At 42.5% G+C, this 17326-nt stretch carries 13 protein-coding genes; 4 read left to right on the top strand and 9 right to left on the bottom strand.

The genetic code is table 11. The features are described from left to right. Nucleotides 1-2 precede the first annotated feature (2 nt). The 3 genes from CC97_RS01865 to recJ are packed head-to-tail and all read right to left on the bottom strand — an operon-like array spanning nt 3 to nt 4856. Nucleotides 3-632 (bottom strand): MBL fold metallo-hydrolase, encoded by a 630-nt coding sequence (locus CC97_RS01865; protein ID WP_044973474.1) that lies wholly within the window; start codon nt 630-632, stop codon nt 3-5. Further along, a complete protein-coding gene (locus CC97_RS01870) occupies nt 625-2826 on the bottom strand; it encodes a bifunctional (p)ppGpp synthetase/guanosine-3',5'-bis(diphosphate) 3'-pyrophosphohydrolase (RefSeq protein WP_044973475.1) in 2202 nt (733 codons plus the stop codon). Before CC97_RS01870 ends, CC97_RS01865 begins: the two co-directional genes overlap by 8 nt. Beyond that, complete coding sequence (recJ, locus tag CC97_RS01875) at nt 2802-4856, bottom strand: single-stranded-DNA-specific exonuclease RecJ (protein ID WP_044973476.1); 2055 nt, start codon at nt 4854-4856, stop codon at nt 2802-2804. Before recJ ends, CC97_RS01870 begins: the two co-directional genes overlap by 25 nt. A gap of 379 nt (nt 4857-5235) precedes the next feature. On the opposite strand from recJ, the gene CC97_RS01880 reads away from it, so the two are divergent. The 4 genes from CC97_RS01880 (at nt 5236) to CC97_RS01895 (ending at nt 9833) form a co-directional block, all read left to right on the top strand. Then, nucleotides 5236-6375: a DNA repair exonuclease gene (locus CC97_RS01880; RefSeq protein ID WP_044973477.1), complete on the top strand. Its 1140-nt coding sequence runs from the start codon at nt 5236-5238 to the stop codon at nt 6373-6375. Further along, the gene (locus CC97_RS01885) at nt 6365-9025 is read left to right on the top strand and encodes a hypothetical protein (protein ID WP_044973478.1); all 2661 of its coding nucleotides are present in this window, start codon (nt 6365-6367) and stop codon (nt 9023-9025) included. The genes CC97_RS01880 and CC97_RS01885 overlap by 11 nt, the downstream gene beginning before the upstream one ends. A gap of 195 nt (nt 9026-9220) precedes the next feature. Then, entirely contained in the window at nt 9221-9532 is a 312-nt protein-coding gene (locus CC97_RS01890) for a type II toxin-antitoxin system RelB/DinJ family antitoxin (protein ID WP_044973479.1), read from the top strand. After that, nucleotides 9525-9833, top strand: a complete 309-nt coding sequence (locus CC97_RS01895; RefSeq protein ID WP_044973480.1) for a type II toxin-antitoxin system RelE/ParE family toxin — start codon at nt 9525-9527, stop codon at nt 9831-9833. Before CC97_RS01890 ends, CC97_RS01895 begins: the two co-directional genes overlap by 8 nt. Before the next feature lie 175 nt (nt 9834-10008). Here the strand turns inward: CC97_RS01895 and CC97_RS01900 are convergent, their stop codons facing one another. From CC97_RS01900 to CC97_RS01925, 6 genes are all read right to left on the bottom strand, one after another. Next, a complete protein-coding gene (locus CC97_RS01900; RefSeq protein WP_044973481.1) occupies nt 10009-10722 on the bottom strand; it encodes a hypothetical protein in 714 nt (237 codons plus the stop codon). A 109-nt stretch (nt 10723-10831) separates the two neighbouring features. Then, the gene (locus CC97_RS01905; protein ID WP_044973482.1) at nt 10832-12196 is read right to left on the bottom strand and encodes a sensor histidine kinase; all 1365 of its coding nucleotides are present in this window, start codon (nt 12194-12196) and stop codon (nt 10832-10834) included. Then, nucleotides 12189-12902: a LytTR family DNA-binding domain-containing protein gene (locus tag CC97_RS01910; RefSeq protein ID WP_044973483.1), complete on the bottom strand. Its 714-nt coding sequence runs from the start codon at nt 12900-12902 to the stop codon at nt 12189-12191. The genes CC97_RS01905 and CC97_RS01910 overlap by 8 nt, the downstream gene beginning before the upstream one ends. 249 nt (nt 12903-13151) lie before the next feature. Then, complete coding sequence (locus tag CC97_RS01915; RefSeq protein WP_044973484.1) at nt 13152-13343, bottom strand: hypothetical protein; 192 nt, start codon at nt 13341-13343, stop codon at nt 13152-13154. Nucleotides 13344-13466: 123 nt separating this feature from the next. Beyond that, on the bottom strand, nt 13467-14708 hold the full coding sequence (locus CC97_RS01920) for a folylpolyglutamate synthase/dihydrofolate synthase family protein (protein WP_044973485.1): 1242 nt from the start codon (nt 14706-14708) through the stop codon (nt 13467-13469). Then, a complete protein-coding gene (locus tag CC97_RS01925; RefSeq protein WP_044973486.1) occupies nt 14708-17326 on the bottom strand; it encodes a valine--tRNA ligase in 2619 nt (872 codons plus the stop codon). Before CC97_RS01925 ends, CC97_RS01920 begins: the two co-directional genes overlap by 1 nt.

The following is a 17326-nucleotide window of genomic DNA, read 5'->3' on the forward strand; positions in this document are numbered from 1 at the left end:
AATCACCGAAAATATGGATTGTATTTGATTTCACGTGAAAGCGTAGTATCTTCGTTGTGCCCCGGATAAACGTGATAATCTTTGTCTTTACCGAGCTCTGCAAGCTTATCAAGCGAGTCAAGCATCTGTGCATGACTGCTTCCCGGAAAATCAGTCCTTCCGACTGAACCGCAGAAGAGTGTATCACCCGAGAAGATCACATCATCGAGTATATAGCACACACCGCCCGGTGTATGGCCAGGTGTGTGAATAACCTTTATTTCAGTTCCGCAGAAATCAAGAACGTCACCGTCTGACACTGTGACAAAGTCGTTTACCGGCTTGAATTCCATTCCGCCGACGAAACGTGAAAGACACGCTTCAGGGTCAGTGAGCATGATCGCATCGTCACTGTGAATGTACACCTTTGCGCCTGTTTTTTCAGATACGTCAGCAACTCCCCTGATATGATCGAAATGACCGTGTGTAAGAAGTATCATTTTAAGCGTAAGACCGTTTTCCTCAAGATACTTCATAAAACGTTCGCTGTCTCCCCCGATATCAACTGCAAAAGCCTCACCGTTTTCATTTACCCCGATGTAGCTGTTTGCCTGAAAGAAAAACCCGAATGTGTGGGAGCTTATTTTAATCATCTACTTTACCGCCTTCGATTTTTGTAACTGAAATAACGTCATGGATCTTCTGTATTCTGTTGATAAGGGCGTTGAGCTGTTCCTTGCCTGTAACGGAAATAGTGAGCCTGATCTCCGCATTGCCGTTCTTTATTCTTCGTGAAGTTGAATTGTAGATCGGCACCTTGGACTCGGCAACGGCTGAAGCAACATGAACGAGAAGTCCGGTGGAGTCGATTGCAAGAACATCGATCTCGGAATAGAATGCAGACTTCGGAGTCTTTGCCCAGGTAACCTTTTTCCAGCGGTCCCTGTTCTCCGGTTCCATAACAGATGCCCTGTAGTGCGGGCAGTTTGTACGGTGCACCGAAACTCCGCGTCCTCTGGTGATATATCCGATTATGTCATCGCCCGGAAGCGGATTGCAGCATCTTGAAAATCTTACCGGAAGATCCTTCAGATCATCTTCAAGAATAACACCGCTGTCGTTCTTGCTTATGGTCTTTGTCGGAACGATCTCGTTTGTTTCCTCAGGCTTTTTATAGATCTTGTCGTAATTCTCCTTAAGTCTCTGCATCATCTTAGGAAGAACAACACCGCCGTAGCCGATAGCTGCGTAGAAGTCATCAAGGGTTTCGCAGTTGTGGCGCTTAAGGTCATCAGCAAGAAGCATGCCGATATCCTCTTCCGGAACGGTCATTCGGTAGTGTCTGAATTCCTTTTCTAGTTCGGCCTTGCCCTGAACGATGTTTTCCTCACGGCATTCCTTCTTGAACCACGCACGTATTTTTGCCTTGGCTTCATTTGTCTTCGCTATTTCAAGCCATGAACGGTTCGGTCCGCGGCTCTCATCCTTCGAGGTCTGTATCTCGATGATATCGCCGGTAGAAAGCTTGTAGTCAAGCGGAACTATCTTTCCGTCCACCTTGGCTCCTATCATTCTGTGACCTATCTGGGTGTGCACGCGGTAGGCAAAGTCGATTACCGTTGAGTCCACCGGAAGGGTGAATGAATCTGCTTTCGGCGTGAATACGGTTATGTCATCGGAAGTAAGGTCTGTCTTGATGATGCGGACGATCTCCTCAACGTCGTCGGTCACCTGCTGTGCTTCGAGCACCTGTCTTATCCAGGCAAGACGGCTCTCCATCTTGTCGCGGCTCTGAATACCTTCCTTGTACTTCCAGTGAGCAGCGATACCGTACTCGGCAACCTGATGCATTTCCCAGGTCCTTATCTGTACTTCGAAAGTGATACCTTCCTTGCTGATAACGGAAGTGTGGAGCGACTGGTACATGTTCGCCTTCGGTGTGGAGATGTAGTCCTTGAAACGGTTAGGAATAGGACGGAACATCTCGTGGATTATACCGAGGACGTTGTAGCATTCAAGCTGCGTGTCCACGATGATACGGACAGCATACTTGTCGTAAACCTCCTCGATGCTCTTTCTGTTTATATATATCTTCTTGTAGATGCCGTAAATACTCTTGACACGTCCGTCGATCTGCGGAGGTCTTTTGAAATTCTCGCTTTTGAAACGTTCCGATATTTTTTCCTTTATCTTTGCGATGAAGAGATCACGCTCATCCTTCTTGATTTCAAGAATATGCTCGATCTCGGAATAGGCATACGGATCAAGATAATGGAACGCAAGATCCTCAAGCTCGTCCTTGATGGACTTGATACCGAGTCTGTGTGCAATCGGAGCGTAGATATTCATTGTTTCAAGAGCGGCTTTTCTCTGCTTGGCGCCCGGCCTGCAGGCAAGAGTACGCATGTTGTGGAGACGGTCACAGAGCTTGATGAGCATTACTCTTATGTCGCGCGACATGGCAAGAAGGATCTTTCTTACGTTCTCGGCGAGCTGCTCGTCCTGATTGAAAATAGGAGCTTTTGAAAGCTTTGTTACACCGTCGACCAGGCACGCAACGTCCTGTCCGAATTTTTTCTGTATGTCTTCAAGGGTGGCGTCAGTATCCTCAACAACATCGTGGAGCATTGCAGCACAGATCGTGTCGGTATCCATACCGAGTTCAAGAAGAATGTAGGCAACGGAAACCGGATGAACGATATACGGTTCACCTGATGTTCTTTTCTGGCCTTCGTGTGCTTTTTCAGCAAATTCGTAGGCAGAAATTATTTTACTCATGTCATACTGCTTTTCCTCGTCGAGGATCTTCTGTATGACCATGTTTATTGTGCAGCTTTGGTTTTCCATTTGCTTCTAAGCCCCCTTAAAATTTCTGAATCTTCAAGATTTGACTTTTTATCGACCACAAGTCTGTGTGACCGGTCTGCAGCGTAGTCCATTTTGATAAGACCGAGTTCGCTGAAAACATCAAGACAAATCCTGAGTTTGCAAATATTTATATTAGCAGGGTCACTCTTCATGTAGAGCTGTTCTGTCATAATATCCTTGTCTGAAAGTGCTGTATACACTTTAATGAGTTCATTTCGTTCCGGAGTCATTCGTTTGTAGTAGGCTTCCGGAAGCGGTTCACTCCTCTTAAATTTTTCATATGCATCTTCCGCTGCAAAGAAGCGGTCCTGATTGATGCCGCTCTTTCTCATGTCAGCCACCTGAAGATCAACGGTTTCGTTTCCGCGGAAGCTGTTGATACCAAGAGATACGATGAAATCGTACTTCTGTCCTTTCAGCGATCTCATTTCATCAGTGTTTGTCCTGAACATGAGTGCGTAGAAGAATGATCCGCCGTAGTTCAGCTTAAGCTTTGTATGTGCACCGCCGGAAAGCGGGATGACATCATCGATAATGGCTCCGGCAAGAGCGAAATACGGTTTTTCGTTGTCCTGACCGAAAGGTTCGAGGATGCGGAGCCCTGCAACGTTCCGTACATTTATATCTGCCGGTTTAAGCACCTTTTCCGCTTTAAGAACATAGACCGGCATTGTTTCATGCGCTGAAGCGGCGTATTCCTGAAGCCTGTTTCTGAAAGCTTCAGTGTCGGAAGACTTAAGGGAAAATCCGCCGGCGCCCTTGTGTCCGCCGAATTTTGAAAGAATGTTCTCGCAGTATGTAAGGCATTCAAAAACTGAAAAGTCCCCGAACGCCCTAGCGGAACCCCTTGCGCTTTCTCCTTCGAGTGTAATAACAAAGCACGGTTTTCCGTACTTTTCAAGGAGTTTTGCTGCTACTATACCAATTACACCGTGATGCCAGTTTTCACCGCAGAAAACGAGCACGCGCTGTGAAAGCAGCTCCGGATTGTCATTTATCTGTTCAAAAATACAGTTTGTTATCTTTTCCTCGGCCTGTTTGCGTTCTTCGTTAAGTGCATTGAGCTCGGCCGCCATGTGTTCCGCTTCATCAGGATCATCACACATAAGGAGGTCGAAGGCCTGAACCGGAGAACCGAATCTTCCTGAGGCGTTTATTCTCGGAGCAATTGCAAAAGCCACAGATTCGGATGTAAGAGGCCTGCATTCTCCGTTTTCATCAAACAGCCCTGCAGCCTTCATGAGTTCGATAAGTCCGCAGCGTTCAGTGTTTCTGATCATCAGGAGTCCGTTTTCGACTATGAACCGGTTTTCTCCGGTAAGTGAAACGATATCGGCAACTGTTCCTATGGCAGCGAGATCGCCGAACTGTTCCAGAACACTGTCATAGTCTCCGCCTTCCATTGCGGCGATAAGCTTGAGTACCACACCGGCACCGCAGAGATATTTGAATGACGACGGGCAGTCTTTCTGATGAGGATCGACAACTGCAAGAGCCTCCGGTATCTCATCACCAGGCTGATGGTGATCAGTAATAACGAGATCCATTCCGAGTTCTTTTATAAGCTTTGCTTCACCGACAGCAGAAATACCGTTGTCCACGGTTACAATGAGCTCTGTTCCGCGTTCTGCCAGAACACGGACAGAATTTTCGTTAAGTCCGTAGCCTTCGGAACGTTCAGGTATATAGTAAGAGACATCGGCGCCGATACATTCAAGATAGGAGTAAAGCATTACCGTTGAAGTAATGCCGTCACAGTCATAATCACCGTAAATGCAGATCTTTCTGCCTTCTTCGGCAGCGCTGTTGATTATTTCAGCTGCTTTTTCCATATCCTTTATCTGAAAAGGTGATTCAAGTGAATCTGTCCTGATAAGTTCAGCAGCTGCTTTAAGATCTGTAATGCCTCTTGAAACAAGCACTTCCGCACACAGAGGTGTCAGGTCACTTCCTGAGGTGATCTTCCCGGAAATTCTGCTGTCCGGTTCTCCTATTATCCATTTTTTCATAGCCTCAAATATCTCTCCTGTTATGATCTTTCAGAATATAATTCAACTTATATTATAGCATTTTTTTCGCCTGAGCACAATAGGAAAAGCGTACATCTGCGCCGGCGAACTGTACTTTATTACTGTGAATTTGTCTTTAAGAGACTGAAAAACCGTCCGCAAGCCACGCATTTATTGCTGTCTGCGGACTTATTTATGCTGAAAAATGCTTAAATCAGTTTTAGGTTAAGTTTCAGTTTAGTTAAATATTCGTCGTTTTCACCGATATATGACGTTAAATTTATATTAACATCTGTTCATGAATCCTTTACTATTTTACTAAATCATGCTATAATTATATATAGTAAAAAAATATACTTTATGAAGGAGTTTATTTTTAATGAATGACCGAATAAAAATACTGCACTGCGCAGACCTTCATATTGGTGCTGAGCTGTCATTTCTGAACAACAAAGCTGCTTCAAGACAGGCCGAAATACTTAACACTTTCAAAAAGATCACCCGGATCTGTTCAGGTCAGGGTATCGAACTACTTATTATTGCAGGCGACCTGTTTGACAGCAATCATATTGACTCTGCCGCACTGACCGAAGTTAAAAACGCTCTTGCTGCAATTCCGGATACAACTGTCGTTATCACAGCTGGAAATCACGACTATTTTGCCATTGACTCCCCTTTCAGTGACGACAACTGGTCTCAGAACGTACACATTATTTTCAAGAAATACACCGTTCTTGAATTTCCTGAAAAGAACCTCAGAGTGTGCGGTTCTTCGTTCCTCGGAAGCTATCAGGAAGGCTGCGGAAAAGATATCAAGGCACCTGATGACAGTATGATAAACATTCTTGTTTACCACGGTGAACTCGTTAAAGACGAAAAATCAGGAAGATACAATCCTATTTCAGTAAAGGATATCGAAAATTCCGGATTTGACTATGTCGCCCTCGGTCACTATCACAGTGCAACGCCTGTGCTGAAAGCCGGAATGACCTCATACTCCTATTCAGGAACACCGGAAGGAAACGGATTTGACGAAAGCGGGAAAAAAGGCGTTTACGCAGGCTACGTTTACAAGCACCGCGCTGAACTTGCTTTTGTGGAAACATCATGCCGTACCTATGAAAACGTTTCAGTCGATATAAGCAGTCTGACTACAAATTCAAAGATAATCAGCAGAATTCATGATGTACTGAAAGAAAAATACGGTGAAAACTACGCAGAAAATCTTTACAGGATCTCCCTGACCGGAAAAATACCGGACGGATTTGTGCCGGCATCTGCCCAGATATGCACTGAACTTTCCGAAACCCTTTACTACGTCAGAGTATATAACAAAACAAGACCTGATATCGACATTAACATTCTTGCCGCAGACTTTTCACTTAAAGGGATCTTTGTAAAGAAAATGCTTGAAAAGATCAGTTCCTGCAGTTCCGACGAGGAGAAGGAGCAGTACGAAAACGCGCTCTACATAGGACTTAAAGCATTTGATGGTGAGGTAAGTTTCTATGAAGATTAAAGAACTACACATTACTAAATTCGGTAACATAAGAAATTTTGACGTAAAAGCAGAAGATAAAATGAATTACCTCTACGGACTTGACGATGAGAACAGAACTGCGGTTATGGATTTCATTCTTGTCATGTTCTACGGCACCGTAAACAACTTCCGCGAGGATATACGCGAAAAGTACCTTCCGCTTGACGGATCTGACATAACCGGATCAATGGTTTTTGAATACCTCGGCGACGATTATCTGCTAGAAAGAGTATTCAACGCAGGAAGATACAAAAAGGACACTATCACCCTTACAAATAAAACAAAGGGAACATCCGAGAAACTCGCCTACAACGTTAAACCGGGTGAATATCTTTTCAGAGTCAGCAAGGAAATGTTTGTCCGAAATTCCTACGTAAACTACAGTGACAACCTTCCGAAGTCCGCAAAGAACTACAATGCAGCAATGCAGAAGCTGCTTTCAAACATAATTTCCACTTCCTCGGAACTCATTTCTGTTTCAAGCGTCGCAAAAATGCTCAACAGTTACTGTGACGAAGATTTCCCGGGAAGTCTGAGCAGTTCAATGCGCAGCAAACGTAATGAAATGGCTGAACTCGAGGAAACACTGAAAAGTGCGAGAAACATCGAAAATGACAAGATCGCTCATCAGAATCACTGCAACGAACTGTATTCAAAGTTCAATATGCAGAAAAGAAAATTCCAGAAGATAAAGGAAAACCTGAAGCTTCAGGATATGATAACGGAACTTGAATCGCTTAATGACTGTTCTGAAAACAGCGAGCTTTCCTTCAAGGCAGCATCGGAAAACTACAACAGGCTGAATCAGAAGCTTAAAAAGGAAAAAATACTTGAGCACAGAGAAGCTTTTGACAGATCATGCGAGAATTACAAGCGTATTTCAAAGCTTAGAAAAGAACTTGATGCTGAACTTCAGAAAAAGACAAACCTGAGCGTTGATCTCGGCAGATATACTCCAAAGGGTGACAACTCAGCGCTTCAGAATGTTATTACACTGCAGAGCAGCATTGAGAACACTGAAGAAACCATAAGGACACTTCATGTTCAGCTTGATGAAAAGCGTAATGAACGTAATCAGCTTGCCGAAAAACTCCGTGCAGCAAAGGATAAAATGGAGGATGCTGACCAGGCTCTCCGCAGGCAGGAAGAAATGACGCGCAGCAAACTCGCCCAGGCTGAATCTCAGCTTCATGATTCGAGTTACACTGTTAATACACAGGCAGTAAACAAGAGTAAAAACCTTATTCTGGCTATATTCCTCCTTGCATTTCTTATTACTCTTCTGATAATTTTCCTTACAAATATCGTTGCAGTTGTTATAATCGGCATTGCGATCTTCTCTGATCTTTATGCTATCATATCAAAGCTCGGAAAAGAAAAGAAGGTCAGCAAAATTGCCCGTGTTGACGAAGTAACACTGCGTGAACGTGAAAGAAAATTCAGGGATCTGCGTACAGCTTGTTCAACTGAACGTGACAATTACGTTGCAAAGGCTGCTATCGCAAGAAATCAGTACGATGAAATAAAACGCAAAGATACATCACTTAAAAAGCAGCTTGCTTCTCTTGAAAATGAGATAAAATCTTCTGAGGAAAATCTGAAGCAGTTCATTGCCGGTAAGGAAGGTTCCGAAAAGAACATATCTTCACCGGATCCGATTTTCTATCAGATCCGCTCTGAGATCAACGAGATTGAAAGAAGCGCTGAGCTTCATCAGCAGAATATTGAGGAACTTGAAAAATCAGTACTTTCCTCACTCGCTCCGATCAGACAGTTTGCGGAATATTCCGATGCTGAAGAGTTCATCCGCCAGAGTATTGATATTCTCGCGGAATATGACAAGCTCAGTGAAAGACTGAGTATTCTCGGTGACAAGGAAAAGGCCGGAATGGTCGCTGCAGGAAACAAAATACGTATCGATCAGCTCAACGAGCAGATAAAGAAATTATCCGGCGGAAAGCCTGTAAAGAAGCTTACGACTGATGAATACAGATCACTGCAGACTATGGCTGATTCACTCGAGCAGGAAAACAGCAGGATCAGAGACGAATATATTGATGCGATAACCCGACTCAAGATAAAATATAATGACAGCACATGTGTTGCCAATACCGAACACAGAATACACAGACTTCAGCGCGAGATCAACAGAACAGATGAAAATCTGAATTCTGTAAAACTTGCCATTGAGTCATACAACAGCACACTTGAAGAGATACATGACAAATACGCTCCGCAGGTAGCACACCGCACCTCAGAGATCCTTTCGGAAATCACAAAGGGAAAATATGCATCAGTATCAGTCAAGGGCGGGAAACTTGTAGTCCGTGACAAAGATAAGAATATTATCGCTTTTGAAAAGTTAAGTTCTTCAGCATGCAACATCGTATATTTCGCACTTCGTCTTGCAGTAGCAGAAATCACATGCTGCGACATGGATTATCCGATCATACTGAATGACTACTACCTCAGAGTAAGCGAAGCAAAAGTCGCTGAACTTCTGAAATTCCTGAAAAAATACTCTGAAAAGAATCAGGTCATCATTTTCAGCCCGACAAACAGAATTTCAAGCGTAGCTCTAAACGAGCAGATCAGTATTGACGATGTCAATCTTTCATCACTAACATAAAACAAAGAACTCTCCTGACTTTCCGGGAGAGTTCTTTGTTTTGACTGTATAATATTATGATATTATAATTCTTTTAAAATTTATAGCTTAAAGCTTGCTTTAAGCTATCTTCAATGCTATAATTATAGTGAACACATAAAAAATTTTTACGATAACAGCACATGTACTAAAATCAATTTTTCAGAGGTGATCATTATGTCAAGAGAAGCAACAAGAACTGCTACAATCTATACACGCGTTGATCCGGAAACAAAAGAAAAAGCCGAATCAATTTTATCTCAGCTTGGAATTCCAATGTCAAATGCCGTAGGCATGTTCCTGAAACAGATAGTTTTACAGAATGGTATTCCTTTTGAGATGAAACTTCCAGCACCGGATCCTGTTATTATCCGCTCAAAAGACGACCTTATCGTTAAGCTTAATGAAGCAGAAGCTGATATTGAAAGCGGCAATTATTCAGATGCAAAAGAAACACTAGGCAGAATAAGGAAAAAGCACAATGTATAATGTCATTACCTCATCGTCATTTGAAAAAGATCTTGATAATATTACAGATTATTTCATTAACAGTTTGAATAGTAAAAATGCTGCTACCCATTTACTCGACTGCACTGAAGAAATTATTTCACATATTTCTGAAAATCCTTATATGTATCCTGTCTATCATGACAAAGACATCGCTGAACGCGGCTACCATTATTCTGTTATAGGAAACTTTCTGCTATTTTACGCTATTAATGAAATCAATAAAACAGTAGTTTTATCAAGATTATTATACGGAAGAAGAAACATTCCCGAAATAATATAAGCAATACTACGAACACAAATGTACGCCTGCGGCGTGCTATCTAAAAAAGGGGCTGTAAAAAAAGTCCTGAACACAACAAAATCTGCATATCTTACTCACGTAAATACGTGGGTTCAGATATGCTGATTTGCTTTTAAGGAGAGTTTCTTAACATCTCCTTTAATTTTTTTAGATTTTACATCAGCGCAGCCATTTCTGACATCATTTCCTCTTCAGGTGTAGCATCACGGTCTTCAGCTCGGCCGAGGTGAGACTCTGCTTCTTTTAAAAGTGCTTCTGCTACTTTATATGAAGCTTCGTCCACATCCCATCCTGCCTGCTTTCCTTCATCACATTCTTTCAGGTCTGACTTTATAAGTTCCATCACCCGCTTAACCTGTGCTTTGGTTTTGGCGGCTGCAAGCATACGAGCAAGTTTGGCAGCGTTTATTGCCATACAGCAATTGACTTTTTCAGATTCAGTTTCCGAATCTTCCTCTTCTTCGATTTCTTTGTTCTGTGATTCCTTCATTTCTTCTATTGCCTTACTCAGCATATTTGCAAGAGCACTGCCTTCATCACCGGAAGGGTCATCAGAATTTTCTGCCCTTTCTATAAGTTCTTTGATTTTTTCTGCTAACTCTGCATTTTTCTCTTTGATCTGTTCAAACAGATCAGGATATTTCTCGTTCAGACATAACAGAGATTTTGAAGAAACTGAGCCGTCTTTACTTTTCTTCAATGCTTCATCAGAAAAATCAACCTTATCCTGCCTTACGGAACAGCTGGTTTCGTTTTCTTTATCACTGTCGGAGACACTTATTAATTTCTCGTTCTTTAAATCAGAACATTTACGTCCGTTCACCTTGTTCTGAGAAGTTCCGGCTGACTGTAATGAATTTATCATCATAATATCAAATCCTTTCTGATACCTGCCACAGGCTTTTCTATAAATTATATCGCCCGGTAAAACACGTATTCAAGGAATATGCCGTGAAAAGACCTTTTTATGACGTGAATCACATCATCAGCATAACTGAAAGTGTAAATTCTCTTTCATCAAAGGAAAAATCAATACCGCCGTGATATTTTTCAGCTGTATTTTTTATATTAACAAGCCCAAAACCATGTTCGGAGCTGTTCGGTTTGGTTGTTTTAAGAAGTTCACCTTCTGTAACTGTCTGCTTTTCACAGCAGCTGTTCCGTATCGTTATCAGAAATGCATTTTTCTTTTTACAGGATTTCAAAGAAATAAATCTGTTATCTTCAGGACACTTTTCTGCTGCTTCTATAGCATTGTTAAGAGCATTATTCAGAATTATACTCATATCGAGTTCGTGACCGCGGAGACCATCAGGATAATGAAAATCAGATTCAAACATTATTCCGCGTTTCTCAGCTTCATTTCTCTTTTCTGAAATGATAATATCAGATACCGGATTTCCGCTGTTTTCTCCGGCATCTGCATCTATTCGTTCTGAAACCTCACCGAGATATTTCTCAAAGGCTTCATTTTCTCCGTGCATGTGCAGTCTCTGAAGTACTGTCAGGTGATTACGCATATCATGTCGTATTGCTCTGATATCACGATACAGGTTCTCAGCCCCGCTGATATAATCGCGGATATTTTCAGTCTGTACTGAAAGCATGGCGTCCTCAATCTCTTTCTGTCCGACCGCTTTGATCTGTTCATAAAAGTAAATGACAATAATAAGAACTGCATACAAAGCAATATAGAATGCTACTGCAGCAAAATCATAAGTTTTAATACTGATATCAGCCGAATCCACACTGTTAAAGTAAAGTGCGGTCCGGTAACTGAAAACACCGACAATACTTGGAAGAATAAGTATCAGCGCTTCCTTTATGCTCATTTTTTCATCTTTGCTGATATATACTTTATGAAAAATTCTGATAAGAACATACATTACTCCGGCGATAATTACTGCTTCTATGATGTTAAAAATAATATCCATCAGAATAAGGTGAGATCCGTCAGCAAACCATTCAGTAAATAATCCTGATATCCGGACATGAAGTTTTAACCATAATGCCGTACTTATCGCTCCTGTAAACCAGCGTATCGAAAAAAATGAAAACATAAGAAAGACCTTCTGAGCTTTGTTTTTTCTGTCGAACAAAGTAAATACTGAAAATGCTGCTGCATCTGCCAGTGCATATGCTATAAGATTACTGAATTCAAATGGTTTGAGAAAAAACACGAGCATTATGATCTCATACACAGCACCTGAAACAAATCGCGCAGTTTTAAGTTTTGTAAATGGTTTCAGAAACCCTGTCAGTCCGACAGAATAAACAGTGATAGTCATTATTATGGTGAGCATAAGACTGATGTTCATATATTCTGTAAGAACGCTATTCATCTTTGTTCTCCGTTTTTATATAATTCATGTATGACCTTACAAGTTCAGGATATCTCTTTTTTGAAAGCAGAATACTGTCTCCGTTATCCATTATTACTTCAGAAGAAGTGTATTTTTCAAGATACCGCAGATTGATAAGATACGAACGATGTGTACGGAAAAATGTTCTGTCAGTTTGTTTTTCAAATTTACCAATGCGTTCACGATATTCAATTTTCCCTTTTAACGTATGCAGAATCAGAATATGATCCAGCGCTTCAGCGTAAATAATTTCTCCAAGTGAAAGTTTTGCGGTGGTTCCGCCTGACTTCACAATAATAGTTTTATCGTTTTCAGAGTTCAGTTCAGATCTGCAGCTGATGTCGGCTGCTTTTTTTATGATCTCACTAAGTCTTTCTTCTGAAACAGGCTTAACAAGGAAATGAAAAGCTCCTACATCAAATGCTTCAAAAACACGGTTTTCATATGCAGTCACAAAGATAATAACAGCCTTACAGCCGTAATCACGAAGTTTTGCAGCTACCTGCATTCCGTCAGTACCATGCAGTTCTATATCAAGAAATATTATTTCAAATTCATTATACGATTTGATCAGTTCTTCACCCGATAAAAACTCCGTCACAGATGCATCCGAATAAATCTTCTTTATTTTTTCCGAGATGTCCCTGCAGATTTCCTTTTCATCATCACAGACAGCAAACCTCACCGTTACCCTCCCCTTTTCATAAATAGCAATGTCGGGCGCGAAGAGTCCGACATTACCTTTTCTACTGAAGCGCAGCTTCAGTGATTGTCTTTATATTATACAGTATTTCGTATATAAATCTATAGTATTAAAAAATCAGTACGGTCGATAAACCATACTGATAATTCTCTTTGTTATTACAAAAGCAAATACATGAACTTGCAGCTTGCGTCATAACGCGGTTTCAGACGCTTGTGTAAATCTTTTTCTTCATCTTCCGGTAAACATCTTCCTATGCTTCTCCCTTTCTATCAGCATCTGTCTTTCAAGCTCGTCAGCTTCTTGCTCCATTTTATCCCAATCAGGCGCAGGAGTAGAAAGAATTGTTCTGAAAATTCTCGTTCCGAGATCCTTCGGGAGATTCGTCATGTTAGGTTTACCAAATTCAGTTGTAGTAGCCATATGAGTCCTCCTTTCAAGCTCTTTTGTATATTATACATCAAATCCAGGAAAAATGCAACCAAAAAACGGCGAACTCATTGAGTCGCCGTTTTTTATGTTAATAATGATTTCCGAGATTTACGTTCAGATCATCTTTCTGAAAAGCTCTGTCATGTAGAGTGAGCCGCAGATGACTATCGGGCAGTTTTCGGATTTTGCTATCATCTTTGCAAGACGGAGAGCATTATCAATTGGTGAAACGTATTTTTCACAGGTGATCATGGATGCGAGGGTCTCGCGGTCTACGGAATTGTATGCGAAGCCGTCTGTGCAGACAACTGCTTTGGCGTAGGATGAAAGGAGCATTGCTGCTGACTTTGAATCCTTGGTACTTACCATGCCGAAGATGAATACCGGACGTACAATGTTCATGGAAGTAAGTGCCGAAAGAAGAGCACTTATACCTGCAGGATTGTGTCCGCCGTCGATAACTATGTCGGGATCGCCCTTTATATGTTCGACTCTTGAAAGTACCTGTACTTCGGAAAACGCTTTCTGAATATTCTTTTCGCCTATTTCAAAGCCTTCAGCTTCGATAACTTCAAGTGCCTTGAGTGCGGTTGCAGCGTTTATAATCTGATGTCTGCCGTGCATTTTAAGGTCATACTTTGCACAGTTGTACTCAAAATGTCCGCCTGTTTCATCAGTGTCAATGTTTTCAAGCTCATCTTCAAGAGGCATTATCAAAAGTGAATCCTTGAAAATACACTCCTTCTGAAAGATCTGCATGACCTGTCTGTTATCCCATGAGATAACCACCGGTCTTCCCCTTTTGATTATACCCGCCTTCTGCATGGCGATCTCATGAACAGTCTTTCCGAGAATGTCGGTATGATCAAGTGAAATAGAGGTAATGACCGAGACGATCGGTTCTTCTATGATGTTCGTGCAGTCGAGAAGTCCGCCTATTCCCGCTTCAAGGAATACGATATCACATTTTTCCTCTGCAAAGTAGAGCATGGCTATGGCCATTGTGATCTCAAACTGTGAGTAAAGATCCTCACCTGCTGCTTGTGAAACTCTGGTGCAGTACTTCGCAACAGCTTCCTCAGGTATGTTCTGCGAATTGATCCTGATACGGTCCTCATAGACACGCATGAACGGTGAAGTGAACTGACCTGTCTTATAGCCGGCATTTATTAAGGACTGCGACATGAGCTCAAGAGTTGAGCCCTTGCCGTTAGTACCTGCTATGTGAACAAATTTTAAATTTTTATGCGGATCACCGAGCTTTGCCATGAGTGTTTCAGCACGGCTTAAGTCTCTGACCTTTCCGCCGGATTTGGTATATCCGTCGATATACGCTCTCGCTTCTTTATAGTCCATTATTTAAAGCTCTCGATAGACTGGTTGATCTTCTGCATCTTTTCCTCTGCCTTTGCAAGCTTTGCCTTTTCAGCTTCGATAAGCTTTTCAGGAGCCTTTGCAACGAATCCAGGATTGTTGAGCTTTCCTGAGAGGAAGTCGATGTCCTTCTGAACCTTTTCCTTTTCCTTTGTAAGACGTGCAATTTCCTTGTCCTTGTCAACGAGTTCGTTCATCGGGATAAATGCTCTTGCACTGTCTGTTACTGCAGTTACTGCATCTTCAAGTTCAATCTTTGAATCAACCTTTACTGATGAAGCAAACGCAAGCTTTTCAAAGAACATTGAGCAACTTTCGAAAAGATCCTTAAGCTCTGTTTCGATGAATACCTGTGCCTTTACTGACGGAGGTATATTCATTTCTGTTCTTCTGTTTCTGATCTCACGGATAACAGCGATTACCTTCTCGAATGCTTCCTCTTCAGCCTTGTATGAGAGTGATTCCTCGAATACAGGGAACTTTTCAAGCATGAGAGGTGTCTTTCCGTCTGTGAGTGTCTGCCAGATCTCTTCAGTTATGAAAGGCATGAACGGGTGGAGGAGCTTGAGCATTCCCTGCATGATGAATACAAGAACAGCCTGTGCTGAATCCTTTGTTTCGCCGCCTGCCATGATTCTTGGCTTTGTAAGCTCGATGTACCAGTCGCAGTAAACATCCCAGATGAAGTCGTAGAGCTTTGATACTGCCACACCGAGTTCATATCCTTCAAGGTTGTCATTAACAGCCTTTGCAAGATCATTGAACTTGCTGATGATCCACTTGTCCTCGATAGTGAGGTTTTCCGGAAGTCCTGTGAACTTAAAGTCTTCAGGAAGGTTCATCATAACGAAACGTGAAGCGTTCCAGATCTTGTTTGCGAAGTTTCTTGAAGCCTTTACCTTTTCATCGCTGTAACGCATGTCGTTACCCGGAGCATTACCTGTTGCAAGAGTAAATCTGAGTGCGTCAGCACCGTATTCAGCGATAACTTCAAGCGGGTCGATACCGTTGCCGAGTGACTTGGACATCTTTCTGCCCTGTGAGTCACGTACAAGACCGTGAATGAGAACTGTATCGAAAGGTACCTTGCCCATGTGCTCGATACCTGAGAACATCATTCTTACTACCCAGAAGAAGATGATGTCGTAACCTGTAACGAGAGTGTTTGTAGGATAGAAGAAGTCAAGGTCATCAGTCTTGTCCGGCCAGCCGAGTGTTGAGAACGGCCAGAGTGCTGAACTGAACCATGTGTCAAGAGTATCAGGATCCTGACGCATCGGCTTGCCGCACTTAGGACAAACTGCTGAGTTTTCCTTTGTAACTACCATTTCACCGCAGTCATCGCAGTAGAATGCAGGAATCTGATGGCCCCACCAGAGCTGACGTGAAATACACCAGTCCTTGATGTTTTCAAGCCAGTGGAAATAGATCTTGTTGAAACGTTCAGGAACGAACTTTGTTTCGTTGTTCTTTACAGCATCGATAGCAGGCTTTGCAAGAGGTTCCATCTTAACGAACCACTGCTTTGAAACTCTTGGTTCAACTGTTGTTGAGCAGCGGTAGCATGTACCTACGTTGTGGCTGTAGTCTTCTATTCTTACAAGTGCGCCTTCGGCTTCGAGGTCAGCAACGATAGCCTTTCTTGCTTCGTATCTGTCCATGCCTGCGTACTTAGGATATTCTTCTGTGATCTTTGCGTCGTCTGTCATGACGTTGAGTACAGGAAGATTGTGACGGAGACCTACTTCAAAGTCGTTAGGGTCGTGAGCAGGAGTGATCTTAACAACACCTGTACCGAAGTCCATTTCAACATAATCGTCAGCGATGATCGGGATCTCTCTGTGAACGAGAGGAAGAATTACGTTCTTGCCTACAAGATCCTTGTATCTTTCATCGTTCGGGTTTACTGCAACAGCTGTATCGCCGAGGAGTGTTTCCGGACGTGTTGTAGCGAGTTCGATATAGCCTGAACCGTCAGCAAGCTTATATCTGAGGTGCCAGAAATGTCCTGCCTGATCCTCGTATTCAACTTCGGCATCAGAGATGGATGTCTTACACTTAGGGCACCAGTTGATGATTCTTTCACCGCGGTAGATAAGGCCCTTGTCATATAACTTAACGAAAACTTCCTTAACAGCCTTGTTACAGCCTTCGTCCATTGTGAAGCGTTCTCTTGACCAGTCACATGAAGAACCGAGCTTCTTGAGCTGTTCAACGATACGTCCGCCGTACTGTTCCTTCCACTTCCATGCACGTTCCATGAATCCGTCACGGCCGATCTGTTCCTTGGTAACGCCTTCTTTTCTCATTGCTTCAACGATCTTGGCTTCTGTTGCAATGGAAGCGTGGTCAGTACCAGGAAGCCAGAGAGTAGCATAGCCTGACATTCTCTTGTATCTTATAAGGATATCCTGAAGTGTTTCGTCAAGGGCATGTCCCATGTGGAGCTGGCCTGTGATGTTCGGAGGCGGGATAACGATAGTATACGGCTTCTTTGTTCTGTCAGCTTCTGCTCTGAAGCATCCGCCGTCGTTCCAGTATTTGTAGATCCTGTCCTCAAAGTTACCAGGAATATAAACTTTATCAAGTTCTTTTTTCAT

This window comes from Ruminococcus sp. HUN007 (assembly GCF_000712055.1).
Lineage (GTDB): Bacteria > Bacillota > Clostridia > Oscillospirales > Ruminococcaceae > HUN007.